Source organism: Halomonas saccharevitans (genome assembly GCF_032333995.1).
GTDB classification, from domain to species: domain Bacteria; phylum Pseudomonadota; class Gammaproteobacteria; order Pseudomonadales; family Halomonadaceae; genus Halomonas; species Halomonas saccharevitans.
Genome location: NZ_JAVXUR010000001.1, coordinates 461,654 through 478,751 on the forward strand (window position 1 = coordinate 461,654; position 17,098 = coordinate 478,751).

A 17,098-nucleotide genomic window follows, 5' to 3' on the forward strand; every position below is an offset into this window, starting at 1 on the left:
TCGCCTCAGTTGCCCAGGGTATCGAGGAACTCGGCCGCCACGGCGTCCGGAGCGCGCCCGTTCACCGCCACGTCGCCGTTCAGACGCTGCAGGGTCTCCTTGTCCAGCGCCTGGAAGACCGGCTCGAGCAGGGTCGCGATCTCGGGATGCTGGTCGAGGATCGCCTCGCGGACCACCGGCGCCGGCTGATAGACCGGCTGCACGCCAAGGGTGTCATCCATGACCACCAGGTCCAGGGCCTGCAGGCCGCCGTCGGTGCCGTAGGTCATGGCCGCATTGACGCCGCTGGTCTGCTGGGCGGCGGCGCGCATGGTCGCCGCGGTGTTGCCGCCAGAGAGTACCAGCAGTTCCTCTTCACCGAGATCGAAGCCGTAGGCCGACTGAAAGGCCGGCAGCGCCTGGGGCGACTCCACGAACTCAGCGCTCGCCGCCAGCTTGAACTCGCCGCCGTCGTCGAGGTAGCTCGCCAGATCCTCGAGGCTCGACAGCTCATGCTCGCGGGCCAACTCGCCGCGCACGCTGATCGCCCAGGTGTTGTTGGCTTCGGCCGGCGTCAGCCAGACGAGATCGTTCGCCTCGGCGTCGCGCTCCCGCACGGTTTCAAAGGCCTCGGTGGCGTCGTTCCACACCGGACTGTCGGTCATGTCGAAGAAGAAAGCGCCGTTGCCGGTGTACTCGGGGTAGAGATCGATCTCGCCAGCCAACAGCGCCTCGCGCACGATGCTGGTGCCGCCGAGCTGCAGGCGGTCCTCGACATCGACGCCGCCCTGCTCCAGTCGCTGCAGGATCAGCTGGCCGAGCACCGAGCCTTCGGTATCGATCTTGGAGGAGATCACCACGGGATCCTGGGCCTGAGCCGCGGAGATGGTGATCAGCGACGCGGCCGCCAGGGAGACGCAGCGAGACAGAGGACGAATCATCATGTTCACCCGGTTCCTTATGAATGTATCCTGAGTATAAGGCCTGTACAGCTTCAATGTCAGACACGGGCGTCAACGTCGGTTCATCGCCATGCCCCTCTCCGCCTCGGCGCAACGCCTGCTCGATCACTGCCGTCATCCGCTGGTCCGCGACCTGGGCTGGATCCTGCTGGCGCCGTGCCTCGTCGACATGCCCGGGGCCACGCGCCCAACCCGCGCCGAGTTGGGACTCGCCGATGACGAACGCCTGGCGGCCTGGCTTCTGGAACACGAGCGCTCGCCGGGCCGCCTCGAGGCGCATCTCGCCCCCGCCCTGCGCGGGCGGATGGGGCTCTATCATGAGCGGCTCTGGCAGTTCCTGCTCGACGAGGCGCCCGCCACGCGACTGCTGGCCCACAACCTGCGCATCTATCAGGGCAAGCGCACCCTGGGCGAGCTGGACCTGCTCTACGCGCGCCGCGACGATCCTCGCCCGGTGCACCTGGAGGTGGCGATCAAGTTCTATCTAGGACTCGTCGAGGGTCCCGGCACGCCGGACAGCCAGGCGCGCTGGATCGGCCCGGGCGGTGCCGACAGCCTGCTCGCCAAGCGCGACCACCTCTTCCATCACCAACTGCGACTGGCGCGAACTCCGGAGGCCATCGAGGCGCTTCATCCGCTTCTATCGCCCACGGATCCGGCAGAACAGCCCTCCTCGGCAAACGATCCCGCCACGGCCGTGCGGCTGGCGATGCCGGGGGTGCTCTTCTATCCCTGGCACGCTGCTCTGCCGGCGCCGCGCGACGCCACGCCCGACCACCTGCGAGGCCGCTGGCTGTACGTGCAGGATTGGCCCCGGTTGAGCGCCTGCCTGCCGCCGGGCACGCGCGGCGCCTGGCTGCACAAGCCGCACTGGCTCGCCCTGCCCCGCCATGAGGATCTGGAATCCCTGTCGACGCTGAGCAGACGGCTGACGGCACACTTCCAGGCCGCCGCTCGGCCCATCCAGATCGTGCTTCACCATCCCGACAATGCCGCCAGGCGCTTCGTCCTGGTGCCTAACGACTGGCCGCAGCAGATCCCGCTGCCGTCCGCGCCGCGTCTCTGACGCCCCGCCCGAACGCGACACGCCCGGCCCCTGCAGAGCAGAGGCCGAGCGCGCTTAAGACGACCGAGGGTCTGGCGGAGACTCAGCCGGTAGGCGTCTCGAAGACCCAGGTCGTGCCCTCGCGGGAATCCTTGAGGATGATCCCCAGCGCGGCGAGCTCGTCGCGGATCCCATCGGCGCGAGCGAAGTCCTTGGCCTTCTTGGCCGCGGCACGCGCCTCGATCTGCGCCTGGATCTCGTCTTCCGAGAGCGGCAGGTCAGCGGCACCGGCCTTGAGGAAGCTCGCCGGATCCTGCTGCAGCAGCCCCAGCACCCCACCCAGGCGCTTGAGCTCGGCGGCCAGCGCCGGCGCCCGGTCCGGCGCGTCCTTCCTGGCGCGATTGAGCTCGCGGGCCAGGTCAAAGAGCACCGAGAGCGCCTCGGGGGTGTTGAAGTCGTCGTCCATGGCGGCAATGAAGCGTGCGCCGTAGCCGCCCTCGCCCGGCTGATCGAGCGTTGTCGCCTCATCGGCAATGCTGTCGAGCGCCAGCCCTTCGAGCGCATTGTAGAAGCGCTCCAGCGACTTGCGGGCGTCGGCCAGCGACTCGGGGGCGTAGTTGATCGGGCTGCGGTAGTGGCTGGCCACCAGCAGGTAGCGCACCACCTCCGGATCGTGGTGCTCGAGCACGTCGCGGATGGTGAAGAAGTTGCCCAGCGACTTGGACATCTTCTCCTGATTCACCCGCACCGCCCCGGCGTGCATCCAGGTATTGACGTAGCGTTGGCCGGTGGCGGCTTCGCTCTGGGCGATCTCGTTCTCGTGGTGCGGGAACATCAGATCCGGCCCACCGCCATGGATATCGAAGGTCTCCCCCAGGCAGCAGGTGGACATCGCCGAGCACTCGATGTGCCAGCCGGGGCGCCCCTCGCCCCAGGGCGACGACCAGCTCGCCTCAGCGGGCTTGGCCGCCTTCCAGAGCACGAAGTCCAGCGGGTCCTCCTTGTGCTCGTCCACCTCGATGCGCGCACCTGAACGCATCTCGTCCGGGTCGCGATTGCTCAGCGCGCCGTAGGTCGCGAAGCGGCGCACCCGGTAATAGACGTCGCCGTTGTCGGCGGCGTAGGCGAAGCCCTTGTCGATCAGCGTTTCGATCATGGCGATGATCTCGCCTATATGGCCGGTGGCGCGAGGCTCGCTGTCCGGCGGCAGCACGGAAAGTCGTGCCTCGTCCTCGTGCATAGCGGCAATCATGCGCTCGGTGAGCGCGGCGATGGTTTCGCCGTTCTCGTCGGCCCGCTTGAGGATCTTGTCGTCGATGTCGGTGACGTTGCGCACGTAGGTCACCTCGAAGCCCCGCGCGCGCAGGTAGCGGGTGATGACGTCGAAGGCCACCATCACCCGGGCGTGGCCCAGATGGCAGTAGTCATAGACCGTCATGCCGCAGACGTACATGCGCACCTTGCCGGGCTCGAGCGGCGTGAGCGGCTCCTTGCGGCGCGTCAGCGTGTTGTAGATCTGCATGGCGCTCATGCTCATCCTTTATTGTCTTGCGCGGTCTTCTGGCTTTCCTGCTTCTTCACCTTGGCCCAGCCGTCCTTGAGGCCCACGGTGCGGTTGAACACCAGCTTGCCATCCCGGCAGGCGTGGCGATCAGCGCAGAAGTAACCGACGCGTTCGAACTGGAAACGGCTCTCGGGCGTGGCCTCGGCGAGGCTCGGCTCGCCGATCGCCTGCACGGTAATCAGCGAGTCGGGATTGAGGTGGTCGAGGAAGTCGGCGTCCTTGTCCTTGTCCGGCTGCTCGACCTGGAAGAGGTTGTCGTAGAGACGCACCTCCATGGGTACGCCGTGCTCGGCGCTGACCCAGTGGATCACGCCCTTGACCTTGCGGCCCTCCGGATTCTTGCCGAGGGTGTCGAAGTCCACGGAGCAGCGCAGCTCCTCGATCTCGCCGCTCTCGCCCTTGATCACCTCGTCGCAGCAGATCACGTAGCTGTTGCGCAGACGCACCTCCTTGCCCGGCGCTAGCCGGAAGAACTTCTTGGGCGGCTCTTCCATGAAGTCGTCGGCGTCGATGTAGAGCTCCCGGGTCAGGGGCACGCGGCGCACCGCCATGTCCTCGCGTGCCGGGTGACCGGGCACCTCGTAGACCTCTTCATGCCCCTCGGGCACGTTGGTCAGCACCACCTTGAGCGGCTTGAGCACGGCCATGGCCCGCGGGGCGTTGTCCTCGAGGTCCGAGCGAATGGCGTGATAGAGCATGGCGATGTCCACCAGGCCGCCGTCGGCACGGGTCACGCCGATCATGTCGCAGAACTTGCGAATCGAGCCCGGCGTGTAGCCGCGGCGCCGCATGCCGGAGATGGTCGGCAGGCGCGGGTCGTCCCAGCCGTCGACGATCTGCTCGTCCACCAGCAGCTTGAGCTTGCGCTTGGAGGTCAGGGTGTAGTTAAGGTTGAGCCGCGCGAACTCGATCTGACGCGGGGTCACCGGCACCGGCAGGTTATCGAGGAACCACTCGTAAAGCGGGCGGTGATCCTCGAACTCCAGGGTGCAGACGGAGTGGCTCACGCCCTCGAGGGCATCGGACTGCCCATGGGTGAAATCGTAGGAGGGGTAGATCTTCCACGTGTCGCCGGTCTGGTGGTGGCTGGCGTGGCGGATGCGGTAGAGGATCGGGTCGCGCAGATTGATGTTGGACGAGGCCATGTCGATCTTGGCCCGCAGCACCTTCTCGCCCTCGGCGAACTCGCCCACGCGCATGCGCTCGAGCAGGTCGAGGTTCTCGTCCGCGTCGCGCTCGCGGTAGGGGCTCGGCTTGCCCGCCTCGGTCAGGGTACCGCGGTACTCACGGATCTCGTCCGGCGAGAGGTCGTCGACGTAGGCCTTGCCCTCACGCACCAGGTGCTGAGCCCAGGCATAAAGCTGGTCGAAGTAGTCCGAGGCGAAGCGCACCGGGCCGGCCCACTCGAAGCCCAGCCAGCTGACGTCTTCCTTGATGGCATCGATGTAGGCCTGCTCTTCCTTGGCCGGGTTGGTGTCGTCGAAGCGCAGATGACAGTCGCCACCGAAGTGTTCGGCAAGCCCGAAGTTCAGACAGATCGACTTGGCGTGGCCGATATGCAGGAAGCCGTTGGGCTCCGGCGGAAAGCGCGTGACGACCTTCCCGGTCCGCCCGGCCTCGATCTCTTCGCGGATCTGGTTGCGGATGAAGTTCGGCGCGCTGGTAGTCTCGGTGGTCATGTCGGTGGGGCAACCTCTGGTTGAATCGCGGGCCTGGCTCGGTGCACGGACAGGACATGAAGGCCATTCTCCCGCCTTCGCGCATCGAAGCAAAACCGCTATTATAGCGCCACGCCCATGGGCAGCGCCAAGGCGCATCCCCCATTGCTCCCTTTACCGCACACAGGAACGAATCGATGATCGTACTTCAGACCAACTTTGGCGATATCACCATCGCCCTCAATCACGACCAGGCCCCGAAGACCGCCGCCAACTTCGAGCAGTACGTGCGCGACGGCTTCTATGACGGCACCCTCTTCCATCGCGTGATCCCGGGCTTCATGGTCCAGGGCGGCGGCTTTGACAGCGACTTCAACCAGAAGCCGACCCGCGACCCGATCGACAATGAAGCCGATAACGGCCTGACCAACACCAAGGGCACCCTGGCCATGGCGCGCACTCAGGATCCCCATTCGGCCACCGCGCAGTTCTTCATCAATATTGCCGACAACGACTTCCTCAATCACAGCGGCAAGAGCATCCAGGGCTGGGGCTACTGCGTGTTTGGCGAAGTGGTCGAGGGCATGGACGTGGTCGAGAAGATCAAGGACGTCTCCACGACCCGTCGCGGCATGCACGCCGACGTGCCCGCCGAGGACGTGATCATTCAAAAGGCCTACGTGAAGGACGACTCTGCGGTCTGATCCCCACCACGCTCGCACCACGCCCGCCAGGGCCCTTGAGGCCCGGCGGGCGTGGTGCGTTTCACCTTCCGAAACGCGCCACCGGCGACCCCTTCCCTCTGCCAACCGGGCCAACCATGACCACCCTGCTGATATCCGACCTGCACCTGCAGCCCGCCGCCCCCGAGATCACCGACGGCTTCCTGAACTGGCTCGCCGAACGTGCCCCGGCCGCCGAGGCCGTCTATATCCTCGGCGACTTCTTCGAGGCGTGGATCGGCGACGACCTGCTGGATCTCGGCGCCAGCGATCCGACCGGCACCGCCGAGCTGGCCTCCCGCGTCGCCGACGCGCTGAAGACCCTCGCCGAGGCCGGCACCGCCATCTACCTGATGCACGGCAACCGCGATTTCCTGCTGGGCGAGCGCTTCGCGAAGGCCGCCGGCGCCCGCCTGCTGCCGGACCCCAGCGTGGTGACCCTGGGCGAGCGCCCGGTGCTGCTGATGCATGGCGACAGCCTGTGCACCCGGGACGAGGCCTACATGGCCTTTCGCCGTCAGGCTCGCGACCCGCAGTGGCAGGCACAGGTGCTCGGCATGCCGATCGCCGAGCGGCTCCAGCTCGCGAAACAGCTGCGCGACCAGTCAGGCGAGGCCAACTCCAACAAGGCCGAGGACATCATGGACGTCACCCCCGACGAAGTGGTCGAGGCGCTGCGGGCCCATGGGGTCGATACCCTGATCCACGGCCATACCCATCGCCCGGCCGTGCATGACCTCGAGGTCAACGGCGCCCCGGCCAAGCGCCTGGTACTGGGCGACTGGCAGCCCGACCGGGGCTGGGAGATCGTCGTCGAGGGTGGCGGTGAACCGCACCTCAGAGAATTCGCGCTGTCCTGACGGGGCGCATCTCTTCAGCGAGCGGCCGAGCGACCGGCAACGCTTCCAAGACATCGCCGGCGCTATCGATCGATCAGGCAGCCTGCCAACCGAGCCTCGAGCACCTCGGCATCCGGCAGGCGACCCGCCTCGCCGATCAGCTCCAGACGCGAATCGCGCCGCCAGGCCGTGCCGGACAAGGTGACCGCGCCCGCGGCGCGGTTGTAGAGCTTCCAGCCATCGGCCGTGTGCAGCACCCCCTTGACCCTCAGGGCCGCGGGCAGCTCGCCCAGCAGCGCCGAGAGGCGATCCAGATCGAAGACCTCCTGGGCGTGCCAGCGCCAGCCCAGGGTCGCGTGACCCAGCGAGGCCCCCTCATCGCGGATCGGCCTGCCGGGGACCGGCTCCTGCGCGGCGGTCATCGCTTCCTGTGCCGCGTCGTACTCCGAGTCCTGCTCCAAGTGTAACGCGCCCTCGCGGGCCGCCCGATGGATCGGCGAGGCGGGCGCTTGGGCGCCGACGGCGTGAAGCCCACCCTCGTGCAGCACTGCGAACGACAGGTCCCCATGGGGCGTCTCGCGAATCCAGCGCTTCTGCGGCCACAGCTCGCCGAGCCAGTCCTTCGCCGCCTGCACCTGCGCGGGGGTGGCCAGGTCGGTCATGGTCAGCGCCACGCCGTCGGCCATGACCAGCTGGTCACGGAAGGTCTCATGCGCCCGGGCGCGCGGGTCATCGAGCCGGCGCGGGTCGAGCAGCGTGATCACGTCGCGCACTGCCAGCGCCTCGGCCAGGCCTTCGCCGCGCAGCACCTCGATAAGGCCCGCCGGATGGCCGAGCCCCGAGGGCTCGATGATCAGCCGATCCGGGCGATGGCGATGCAGCAGGTTCACCAGCGACGCCTGCAACACGAAGGCCAGCTGGCAGCACAGGCAGCCCCCGGGCAGCCCCTTGACCACCAGGTCGTCGCGCTCCTCGAACATCGCCTGGTCGATTCCCACCCGGCCAAACTCGTTGATCACCACGGCCCAGCGCTCCTCGGCGGGCTTCTGCTCGATCAAGCGCCGGGTCAGCGAGCTCTTGCCGCTGCCGAGAAAGCCGGTGATCAGATGGACGGGGATGGCGGAGAGCGGCGCGGACATGGGGGCTCCTGGGTGTTCGCGGCAAGAATGTTACAAGATAACATAAAGGCCAAGCGGCCAAGCGGCCAAGCGGCCAAGCGGCCAAGCGGCCAAGCGGCCAAGCGGCCATCAGTATGTTGCTCTCGGAAAAAAGCAAACCCCGAGACAATGGCCTCGGGGTTTGCTTGTAGCTCGGCGCTTGTAGCTCGGGGCTTATCGTCAGAGCCGGTCGATGCTTGCCTTATCGCGCAGGTCGTCGAGCAGGCCTTGGATGGCGGCCTGGGCCCGCAGGCGCTCCGCCATTTTGGCGACGAAGCCCTCCATCTGCGCATTGGGCTCACCGTCCTGGACGCGCTCGAGGGCGATCAGCACCACGCGCTCACCGTCCACGGCGTGCCCAAAGACCGGCTGCTCGCCCTCGGGGTGCGGCAGGCGGAAGGCGGCCTGAACCAGCGCCTCAGGAAGGGCGCTGCCGCCCTGGCGGCTGACCGACTCGGCCTGCTGCCAGTCGATGTCGAGCGTCTCGCCGGCACGCAGGCTCTCGACGCGCCGGGTCGCCAGCTCCACCAGCGCCTCGCGGGTCTTGGCCTCGCGCACGGCGGCCTCGACCTCATCACGCACCTCGGAAAGCGGCAGCGTGGTGGCGTCGCGATGCTCGGCCACGCGCAGCACCAGGCGACGGTCCTCGTCGAGCTCGATCACTTCGCTGTTGTAGCCCTCCTCCAGCACGTCGCCGCTGAAGGCCTGCTCCATCACGCCGGGCTCGGCGAGCACGCCTTCCCCCCCCTCGCGACCGATCCAGTCGCTCTGCTCAAGCGAGAGCCCGAGATCGTCGGCAACGCTTGCCAGATCGTCGGCGGCGAAGCTGTCGTCGATCAGGCGCTGGGCGCGCTCGTTGAAGGCGTCGTCGACCTGCTCGAGGGCCAGCTCGGCGCGCAGCGCTTCACTGCGCTCCTCGAAGGCGGGGCGATCGAACTCGGTGACCTTGATCAGGTGCAGGCCGTTATCGGTCTCGACGATACCGGAGACCTCTCCCTCGCCGAGGGCGAAGGCGGCGTTCTCGAAGGCCTCGCCGAAGAAGCCGCGGGAGATGACGCCCAGGTCGCCACCGGCATCGCTGGTCGAGGAATCGTCGGAGACCTCGGCTGCCAGTTCGTCGAACGCCTCGCCCTCGGCGAGACGCGCCTGAACCTGCTCTAGGCGCGCCCGGGCCTGTTCACGGCTAACCGCGTCGTCGCCCCCATCACTGTCACTGAAGCTCACCATGATGTGCGAGACACGGCGATCGGCCTCGGCCGACCCGGACTCCCAGGCCTCGCGCAGCGCCTCTTCGCTCACCTCGACCTCGCCGGCCATCTGCTGGCGATCGAGCACCACGTAGTTGAGCTTGACCTGCTCGGGGCGGCGGTAGTCATCCTGGTGGGCGTCGTAGTAGGCCTGCAGATCCTGCTCGGCGATCTCGGGCCTGGCGGCAAGGTCGTCCGGCGTCAGGGCGTAGTGGCGGAAGGTGCGGGTCTGGCGCTGCAGCTCGGCGAGGCGCTCGCGCTCCTCTTCCAGGGTGAAGTCGCTGACGGCCAGGCCCTGCTGGACCTGCTGACGCTTCAGGTCGACACTCAGCTGACGACGGAACGACAGCGGCGTGAAGCCGGCACTGGCCAGGCGATTGCGGAACAGCTCACGGTCGAAGCGACCCTGGGCATCCTGAAACTCCGGCAGGGTGACGATCAGCTGATCGAGCTGCTGTTCGGAGACGTAGAGGCCGCCCTTTTCGGCATACTGTGTCAGCAGTCGCTCGGTGATCAGCATGTCGAGCATCTCGGCGCGCAGCGCGCGCTCCTGGTCCGGTGGCACCTGGCCACTGCGGATGGCGCGCTGCACCTCGATCTCGAGCTGCTGGCGGGTGATCGGCTCATCGTTGACCTGGGCAACCTCATCGCCGCTGTTGCCCAGCAGCCCGACCAGCGATTCCACGCCAAACAGTGCCATGGTCACGACCACGGCACCGATGATGATCTTGGCGCCCCAGCTCCTGGAGCGGTCACGAATACTTTGCAGCATGCAGGCCTCTGCGGATCAAATGAGTCGGGTCGCGTATGTTACACGCCTAACCGAGCGCCTCGCGACGCGCGGCGTTGATACCCATGAACGGGAACAGGCGCACCGCCGGGGCGATGCGCCTGTTGAAGTAACCACCGTCAATGCCACCGTCAATGCTACGGCAGGCGCCGTTGCCTCAGTTGACGGAGTCCTTGAGCGCCTTGCCGGCCTTGAAGCTCGGCACCTTGGCAGCGCTGATCTCGATCGGCTGGCCGGTCTGCGGGTTACGGCCAGTACGAGCAGCACGCTCCTTGACGGTGAAGGTACCAAACCCCACCAGGGACACGCTGTCGCCCTTCTTCAGGCTCTCTGACACGGTGTCGACCATGGCATCCAATGCGCGGGAAGCAGCCGCCTTGGGAATGTCGGCAGACGCGGCAATAGCTTCGATCAGCTCGGATTTGTTCACACTTCACCCCTTGACTATTTCGTAAATTGGCTCTAATCGGCGAGACTTTCGGCTGACTGACACGATCACAGCATGGCGATAGTTTATAGCAATGCGGCGAAAGCCCTGTCAAGCAACCTTACCAGCCAAACCCCGCCATACCGGGCTTTGTCCTCCGGCATGGCGAGAAAAATTACCGTTAGTGCGTACTGATCATCGATGATTTGGAGGAGGAGTCTTCCGCGCTGGAACCCTCCTTTTTCGGCTCAGGCTTCTCCGCCAGGGCCACCTCCAGAACGTCGTCAATCCAGCTAACCGGCCGAATATCGAGTGCTTCCTTGATATTATCCGGAACCTCCTTGAGGTCACGGCGGTTTTCCTCCGGAATTAGCACGGTCTTTATACCACCGCGCCTGGCGGCCAGCAATTTCTCCTTGAGCCCGCCGATCGGCATCACCTCGCCACGCAGGTTGACCTCGCCGGTCATGGCCACGTCGCAGCGCACCGGGCGACCGGTATAGGCCGAGACCATCGCAGTGACCATGGCGACACCGGCGCTGGGACCGTCCTTGGGCGTGGCGCCCTCGGGCACGTGGATGTGCAGGTCCTCCTTCTCGAAGCGCTCGGGGTCGATGCCGAGCGCCAGGGCGCGAGCCCGCACCACGGTCTGGGCGGCACTTACCGACTCCTTCATGACGTCGCCGAGCGAGCCGGTCTTGTCCAGACGGCCTTTGCCCGGGGTGATCACCGACTCGATGCTGAGCAGCTCGCCACCTACCGAGGTCCAGGCCAGGCCGGTCACGCGGCCCACCTGATCCTGCTGATCGGCCAGGCCGTAGCTGTAACGGCGCACCCCTGCATAGGGCTCGACGTCGTCGGCGCAGAGCCGCTGCGGGGCCTGGGCGCCCTCCTTGCTCTCCTTCTCGATGCGCTCGCGCAGCACCTTGCGACACACCTTGGCGATCTGGCGCTCGAGTTCACGCACCCCGGCCTCGCGGCTGTAATAGCGGATCAGCTCGAGCAGCGCCTCGTCGGAGAGAGACAGCTCGTCATCCTTGAAGCCGTTGGCCTTGAGCTGCTTGGGCACCAGGTAGCGCTTGGCGATGGCCAGCTTCTCGTCCTCGGTGTAGCCCGGCAGGCGGATCACTTCCATGCGGTCAAGCAGCGGCCCGGGAATGTTCATCGAGTTGGCGGTGCAGATGAACAGCGTCTCGGAGAGATCGTAGTCCAGCTCCAGATAGTGGTCGCTGAAGGTATCGTTCTGTTCCGGGTCGAGCACCTCGAGCAGCGCCGAGGAGGGATCCCCGCGGTGATCCATGCCGATCTTGTCGACCTCGTCGAGCAGGAACAGCGGGTTCTTGACCCCGGCCTTGGCCATGCGCTGCACCATCTTGCCGGGCAGCGAGCCGATGTAGGTACGTCGATGGCCGCGGATCTCGGACTCGTCGCGCACCCCGCCGAGGGCCAGGCGCACGTACTTGCGGTTGGTGGCCCGGGCGATGGACTGGCCGAGGGAGGTCTTGCCCACCCCGGGCGGCCCCACCAGGCAGAGCACGGGTCCCTTAAGCTTCTTGACCCGCTTGTGCACCGCCAGGTACTCCAGGATGCGCGCCTTGACCTCCTCGAGGCCGTAGTGATCCTCGTCGAGCACCTTCTGGGCATGCACCAGGTCGTGCTTGATGCGGGTGCGCTTCTTCCAGGGCACCGCGACGAGCCAGTCGAGGTAGGAGCGCACCACCGTGGCCTCGGCGGAGTTCGGCGACATCATCTTGAGCTTGCCCAGCTCCTGGAGGGCCTTCTCACGGGCCTCCTTGGGCATGCCGGATTCCTCGATAGCCTGCTCGTACTTCTCGGCCTCGTTGGGCACGTTCTCGAGCTCGCCCATCTCCTTCTGGATGGCCTTCATCTGCTCGTTGAGATAGTACTCGCGCTGAGACTTCTCCATCTGGTCCTTGACCCGCGAGCGGATGCGCTTCTCCACCTGCAGCAGGTCGATCTCGGACTCGATCAGCGCCATCAGGTGCTCGATGCGGTCGCGCACCCGATCCATCTCCAGCAGCTGCTGCTTGTCGTCGATCTTCAACGACAGGTGGGCGCAGATGGTATCCACCAGGCGGCTGGGGTCCTCGATGCCAGAGAGCGAGTTGAGCACCTCGTTGGGCACCTTCTTCGACATCTTCACGTACTGCTCGAACTGGTTGAGCAGCACGCGCACCAGCGACTCCTGCTCACGCTCGGAGAGCGGCTCGCTCTCGCGCAGGCTCACCTCGGCGCGGCTGTAGCCACCGTCGACGGCGACGATCTCGCGGATGTCGGCCCGCGACTCGCCCTCGATGAGCACCTTGACGGTGCCATCGGGAAGCTTGAGCAGCTGCATGATCTCGGCAACGGTGCCGATGGCGAACATGTCCTCGCTATCGGGATCGTCCTTGCTGGCTTCCCGCTGGGCCACCAGCAGGACGCGCTTGTCGGCCTCCATGGCGGCCTCGAGCGCCTGGATCGACTTCTCGCGGCCGACGAACAGCGGAATGACCATCTGCGGGTAGACGACCACGTCCCGCAGCGGCAAAAGGGGCAGACTCAGGGTCTGTTCGGCGTTCTGCTGCATCGCAGACGTTCCTCACACGAAATCGGATGGATACCCAGGGAATGGGGGCGAAGCGGCGGCATTGCAAGGCAATGGCGGGCGGCCACACACAAGAAGGGGAGCGGCCCTCCCCTGGGGTACCCGATGGGCACCCCGGGGATGAAGCCGCTCCCGCAACAGGGCGACGAACGCCCGACAAGCGTCAGCCGTCGGTGCCGTCGACCCGCGCCGCTTCCTGCTGGGAATAGATCAGCAGCGGTTCGCTCTCGCCGGCGATGACCGAGGCATCAATCACCACCTTGGAGACGCCCTCGAGAGACGGAATCTCGTACATGGTGTCGAGCAGCACCGATTCGAGGATCGAGCGCAGCCCGCGAGCACCGGTCTTGCGAGCCATGGCCTTGCCGGCCACCGCGCGCAGGGCGTCGTCGCGGAAATCGAGTTCCACGTCTTCCATCTCGAAAAGACGAGCGTACTGCTTGATCAGCGAGTTCTTCGGCTCGGTGAGGATCTGAATGAGGGCATCCTCGGTGAGCTCGGTGAGGGTCGCGATCACCGGCAGACGACCAACGAACTCGGGAATCAGGCCGAACTTGACCAGATCCTCGGGCTCAACGTCGAGCAGCAGGTCACCGATACCCTTGGACTCGTCCTTGCTCTTGACCTCGGCATTGAAGCCGATGCCGCCCACCTCGGCGCGATCGCGGATCACCTTGTCGAGACCGGCGAAGGCGCCGCCGACGATAAACAGGATGTTGCCGGTATCCACCTGCAGGAACTCCTGCTGGGGATGCTTGCGACCACCCTGGGGCGGCACCGAGGCGGTGGTGCCCTCGATCAGCTTGAGCAGCGCCTGCTGCACGCCCTCGCCCGAGACGTCACGGGTGATGGACGGGTTGTCCGACTTGCGCGAAATCTTGTCGATCTCGTCGATGTAGACGATGCCGCGCTGGGCCTTGTCCACGTCGTAGTCGCACTTCTGCAGCAGCTTCTGGATGATGTTCTCGACATCCTCGCCGACGTAGCCCGCCTCGGTAAGGGTCGTGGCATCGGCGATGGTGAAGGGCACGTTAAGCAGGCGTGCCAGGGTCTCGGCCAGCAGGGTCTTGCCGCTGCCGGTGGGACCGATCAGCAGGATGTTCGACTTGCCGAGCTCGACACCGTCTTCCTTGCTGCCGAAGCGCAGGCGCTTGTAGTGGTTGTAGACCGCCACCGACAGCACCATCTTGGCGCGGTCCTGGCCGATCACATAGTCATCGAGGGTGTGACGAATCTCGCGGGGAGCGGGCAGGCGCTCCTCGTCGGTCTCGGCATCGGCATCGAGCACCTCCTCGCGAATGATGTCGTTGCAGAGGTCGACACACTCATCGCAGATATAGACGGACGGGCCGGCAATCAGCTTGCGCACCTCGTTCTGGTTCTTGCCGCAGAACGAGCAGTAGAGCAGTTTGCCGCCTTCGTCCTTGCCTTTGCCGTCGGCCATTCGCGTACCTCTTTCTTGATGACGCCCCGTACAGTATGGCTCACGGGGCGTCGGGTTCACCACGGTGGCCGCGGCCACCGGGAAACGTCTTAGTGCATGAAAGGCACTCGGGAGAATTTCACGCTATCAGGATGTCGGGCGCTGTTCCAGCACCGCATCGATCAGGCCGTATTCAGCGGCCTGCGGGCCATTCATGAAGTTGTCGCGATCGGTATCCTTGGCGATGGTCTCGATATCCTGGCCGGTGTGGTGGGCAAGGATCTGATTGAGATTGTCGCGGATGCCGAGGATCTCGCGGGTGTGGATCTCGATGTCCGAGGCCTGACCCTGATAGCCGCCCAGCGGCTGGTGGATCATCATCCGCGAGTTGGGCAGGCAGTAGCGCTTGCCCGCGGCACCGCCGGCCAGCAGCAGCGCGCCCATGCTCGCCGCCTGACCGATGCACACGGTAGAGACGTCGGGCTTGATGAACTGCATGGTGTCGTAGATCGACATGCCCGCGGTGACGCCACCGCCCGGCGAGTTAATGTACAGGTGGATGTCCTTGTCCGGATTCTCGGACTCAAGGAACAGCATCTGCGCCACCAGCAGGTTGGCCATGTAATCTTCCACCGGCCCGATCAGGAAGATCACGCGTTCCTTGAGCAGGCGGGAGTAGATGTCGTAGGCCCGCTCGCCGCGCGCGCTCTGCTCGACCACCATGGGCACCAGGCCGCCGGCGGATTGGGGTTCGAACGGGTTGCTCATCTGATGATGTCCTTGGATCCGATGAATGGAAGCGGAGGATGGAGCGCCTGGCCGGCCGTACGGCCGGCCAGGCGCTCCCGAAGCGAGGATCAAGCCTTGGCTTCGCCCTCGGCCTCTTCGTCTTCCTCGGCCGCTTCGCCCTGCTGCTGGGCCGCGGCGAGAGCCTCCTGATAACCCATTTCCACGTCCTTGACGGTGGCCTGCGCGAGCAGCGCGTCGACCGCCTTCTCCTCGAGGATGGCGGACTGGACCTGGGTCTTCAGCTGGTCATTGCCCATGTAGTGAGCGACGACCTGCTCGGGGTCCTGGTACTGCTGAGCCAGCTCCTCGACCTTGGCCTTGATTTCGTCGTCGGTGGCCTCGAGCTCGTGGCTCTTGATCACCTCGGCCAGCAGCAGGCCGACCTGGACGCGGCTCTTGGCCTGCTCGCTGAACAGCTCGTCGGGCAGCTGGGAGACGTCGAAGTCCTCACCGAGACCGAACTGCTGGGCCGCCTGGCGCTTGAGGCCGTCGGTCTCCTGCTGCACCAGTGACTGGGGCACCGGGATGTCGTTGGCCTTCTTCAGCGCCTCGAGCACCTGCTGCTTGACGCGGGTGTCGACGGCCTGGCCGGCCTCGCGGGTCATGTTCTGCTTGACCTCGCTGCGGAACTTGTCGAGATCGCCGTCCTCGACGCCGAAATTGGCGACGAACTCGGCATCGACCTCGGGCAGGGCCTGACCCTTCACCGCGTGGACCTTGACCTTGAAGGTCGCTTCCTGGCCGGCCAACTGCTCGGCCTGGTAGTCCTCGGGGAAGGTGACCTTGAGCTCCTTCTCCTCACCGGCCTTGGCACCGATGAGCTGCTCCTCGAAACCGGGAATGAAGCTGCCGGAACCGATCACCAGCTCATGGCCCTCGGCACTGCCGCCCTCGAAGGGCTCGTCGCCCAGGAAGCCCTGGAAGTCGATCTTCACCTGATCGCCGTCTTCGGCGGCACGCTCGACCTCTTCCCAGCCGGCATTCTGCTTGCGCAGGGTATCGATCATCTCGTCGACGTCGGCTTCGGTCACTTCGACCACCGGACGCTCGACCTCGGTGCCCTCGATGGACGCGAGCTCGACCTCGGGATAAATCTCGAGGGTGGCGGTGAACTCCAGATCCTTACCGGTCTCGTTGGTGGTGGCTTCGATCTGCGGGTAGCCCGCCGGGTTGAGCTCGTGCTCGGAGATGGCGCGCACGTAGCGCTCACGCATCACCTCACCCACCACTTCGTTGCGGACGTCGTGGCCGTAACGCTGACGGATCACCGACATCGGTACCTTGCCCTTGCGGAACCCATCCAGGCGCACGTTCTTGGCGGCATCCTTGAGACGGGAGGCAACGGCCTCGTCGACCTCGGCGGCCGGCACCTGAACCGTGATGCGGCGTTCAATCTGGGAGGTCGTATCGACGGAAACTTGCATGAAATGTCCTCTACCGACTGGGGCGTTCTGAAAGCGTGAAAAGTTCAAAGGGCTGATTCTAAGAATCCCGCCCGTTACTGGCAAGCGCCGTGCCTGATCAGATGGGGGCCCGACGACGCATTACAAGGGCCGTCGCCGAGATTTTCTACCGACCAGGTACGCGCGGGATCGACGAAATGCGCATCGGAAAACATCACGACACGGCATCACGATCTGCCGCATGGCACGGGCCATAACGGACGAAAAGAAGGAAGCACTGCGAAAGGATGGGTCACGCTGAGGGAGGCAATGGGGTGGATGATGGGGATCGAACCCACGACCACCGGAGCCACAATCCGGGGCTCTACCACTGAGCTACATCCACCACTGCCTGGAGGTCATGTCGAAATGGGGTGGATGATGGGGATCGAACCCACGACCACCGGAGCCACAATCCGGGGCTCTACCACTGAGCTACATCCACC

The 17,098-nt window shown here is 65.6% G+C and carries 13 protein-coding genes and 2 tRNA genes; 3 read left to right on the plus strand and 12 right to left on the minus strand.

What is annotated here, in order from left to right:
• Positions 1 to 5: 5 nt before the first annotated feature.
• Positions 6 to 920: a glycine betaine ABC transporter substrate-binding protein OsmF gene (gene osmF, locus RSO68_RS02155; protein WP_315585731.1), complete on the minus strand. Its 915-nt coding sequence runs from the start codon at positions 918 to 920 to the stop codon at positions 6 to 8.
• 91 nt (positions 921 to 1,011) lie between these two features.
• Here osmF and RSO68_RS02160 point away from each other — a divergent pair, with 91 nt between their 5' ends.
• Positions 1,012 to 2,007, plus strand: coding sequence for a DUF1853 family protein (locus tag RSO68_RS02160; protein WP_315585266.1), 996 nt, complete (start codon positions 1,012 to 1,014; stop codon positions 2,005 to 2,007).
• Between the two features lie 82 nt (positions 2,008 to 2,089).
• Here the strand turns inward: RSO68_RS02160 and cysS are convergent, their stop codons facing one another.
• A complete protein-coding gene (gene cysS, locus RSO68_RS02165; protein ID WP_315585732.1) occupies positions 2,090 to 3,508 on the minus strand; it encodes a cysteine--tRNA ligase in 1,419 nt (472 codons plus the stop codon).
• Between the two features lie 11 nt (positions 3,509 to 3,519).
• Positions 3,520 to 5,229, minus strand: a complete 1,710-nt coding sequence (locus RSO68_RS02170) for a glutamine--tRNA ligase/YqeY domain fusion protein (protein ID WP_315585267.1) — start codon at positions 5,227 to 5,229, stop codon at positions 3,520 to 3,522.
• Between the two features lie 176 nt (positions 5,230 to 5,405).
• Between RSO68_RS02170 and RSO68_RS02175 the strand changes: the two genes are divergently transcribed.
• Both RSO68_RS02175 and RSO68_RS02180 read left to right on the plus strand, forming a co-directional pair.
• A complete protein-coding gene (locus RSO68_RS02175) occupies positions 5,406 to 5,912 on the plus strand; it encodes a peptidylprolyl isomerase (RefSeq protein WP_089852474.1) in 507 nt (168 codons plus the stop codon).
• Positions 5,913 to 6,028: 116 nt separating this feature from the next.
• Positions 6,029 to 6,790 (plus strand): UDP-2,3-diacylglucosamine diphosphatase, encoded by a 762-nt coding sequence (locus RSO68_RS02180; protein ID WP_315585268.1) that lies wholly within the window; start codon positions 6,029 to 6,031, stop codon positions 6,788 to 6,790.
• A gap of 62 nt (positions 6,791 to 6,852) precedes the next feature.
• Here the strand turns inward: RSO68_RS02180 and RSO68_RS02185 are convergent, their stop codons facing one another.
• The 9 genes from RSO68_RS02185 to RSO68_RS02225 all read right to left on the minus strand — a co-directional run bounded on the left by RSO68_RS02185 (position 6,853) and on the right by RSO68_RS02225 (position 17,097).
• On the minus strand, positions 6,853 to 7,908 hold the full coding sequence (locus RSO68_RS02185) for a CobW family GTP-binding protein (protein ID WP_315585269.1): 1,056 nt from the start codon (positions 7,906 to 7,908) through the stop codon (positions 6,853 to 6,855).
• Between the two features lie 198 nt (positions 7,909 to 8,106).
• Complete coding sequence (locus tag RSO68_RS02190; RefSeq protein WP_315585270.1) at positions 8,107 to 9,945, minus strand: SurA N-terminal domain-containing protein; 1,839 nt, start codon at positions 9,943 to 9,945, stop codon at positions 8,107 to 8,109.
• A gap of 175 nt (positions 9,946 to 10,120) precedes the next feature.
• Complete coding sequence (locus RSO68_RS02195; protein ID WP_089850121.1) at positions 10,121 to 10,393, minus strand: HU family DNA-binding protein; 273 nt, start codon at positions 10,391 to 10,393, stop codon at positions 10,121 to 10,123.
• 178 nt (positions 10,394 to 10,571) lie between these two features.
• Positions 10,572 to 12,980 (minus strand): endopeptidase La, encoded by a 2,409-nt coding sequence (gene lon, locus RSO68_RS02200; protein WP_315585271.1) that lies wholly within the window; start codon positions 12,978 to 12,980, stop codon positions 10,572 to 10,574.
• Between the two features lie 181 nt (positions 12,981 to 13,161).
• Positions 13,162 to 14,442, minus strand: a complete 1,281-nt coding sequence (gene clpX / locus RSO68_RS02205) for an ATP-dependent Clp protease ATP-binding subunit ClpX (protein ID WP_089850125.1) — start codon at positions 14,440 to 14,442, stop codon at positions 13,162 to 13,164.
• Positions 14,443 to 14,568: 126 nt separating this feature from the next.
• Positions 14,569 to 15,189, minus strand: coding sequence for an ATP-dependent Clp endopeptidase proteolytic subunit ClpP (gene clpP, locus RSO68_RS02210; protein ID WP_089850127.1), 621 nt, complete (start codon positions 15,187 to 15,189; stop codon positions 14,569 to 14,571).
• Positions 15,190 to 15,278: 89 nt separating this feature from the next.
• A complete protein-coding gene (tig, locus tag RSO68_RS02215) occupies positions 15,279 to 16,634 on the minus strand; it encodes a trigger factor (protein ID WP_089850129.1) in 1,356 nt (451 codons plus the stop codon).
• A 289-nt stretch (positions 16,635 to 16,923) separates the two neighbouring features.
• Positions 16,924 to 16,998 (minus strand) — tRNA-His (locus RSO68_RS02220).
• 24 nt (positions 16,999 to 17,022) lie between these two features.
• Positions 17,023 to 17,097: transfer RNA gene (locus tag RSO68_RS02225), tRNA-His, on the minus strand.
• Position 17,098 lies beyond the last annotated feature (1 nt).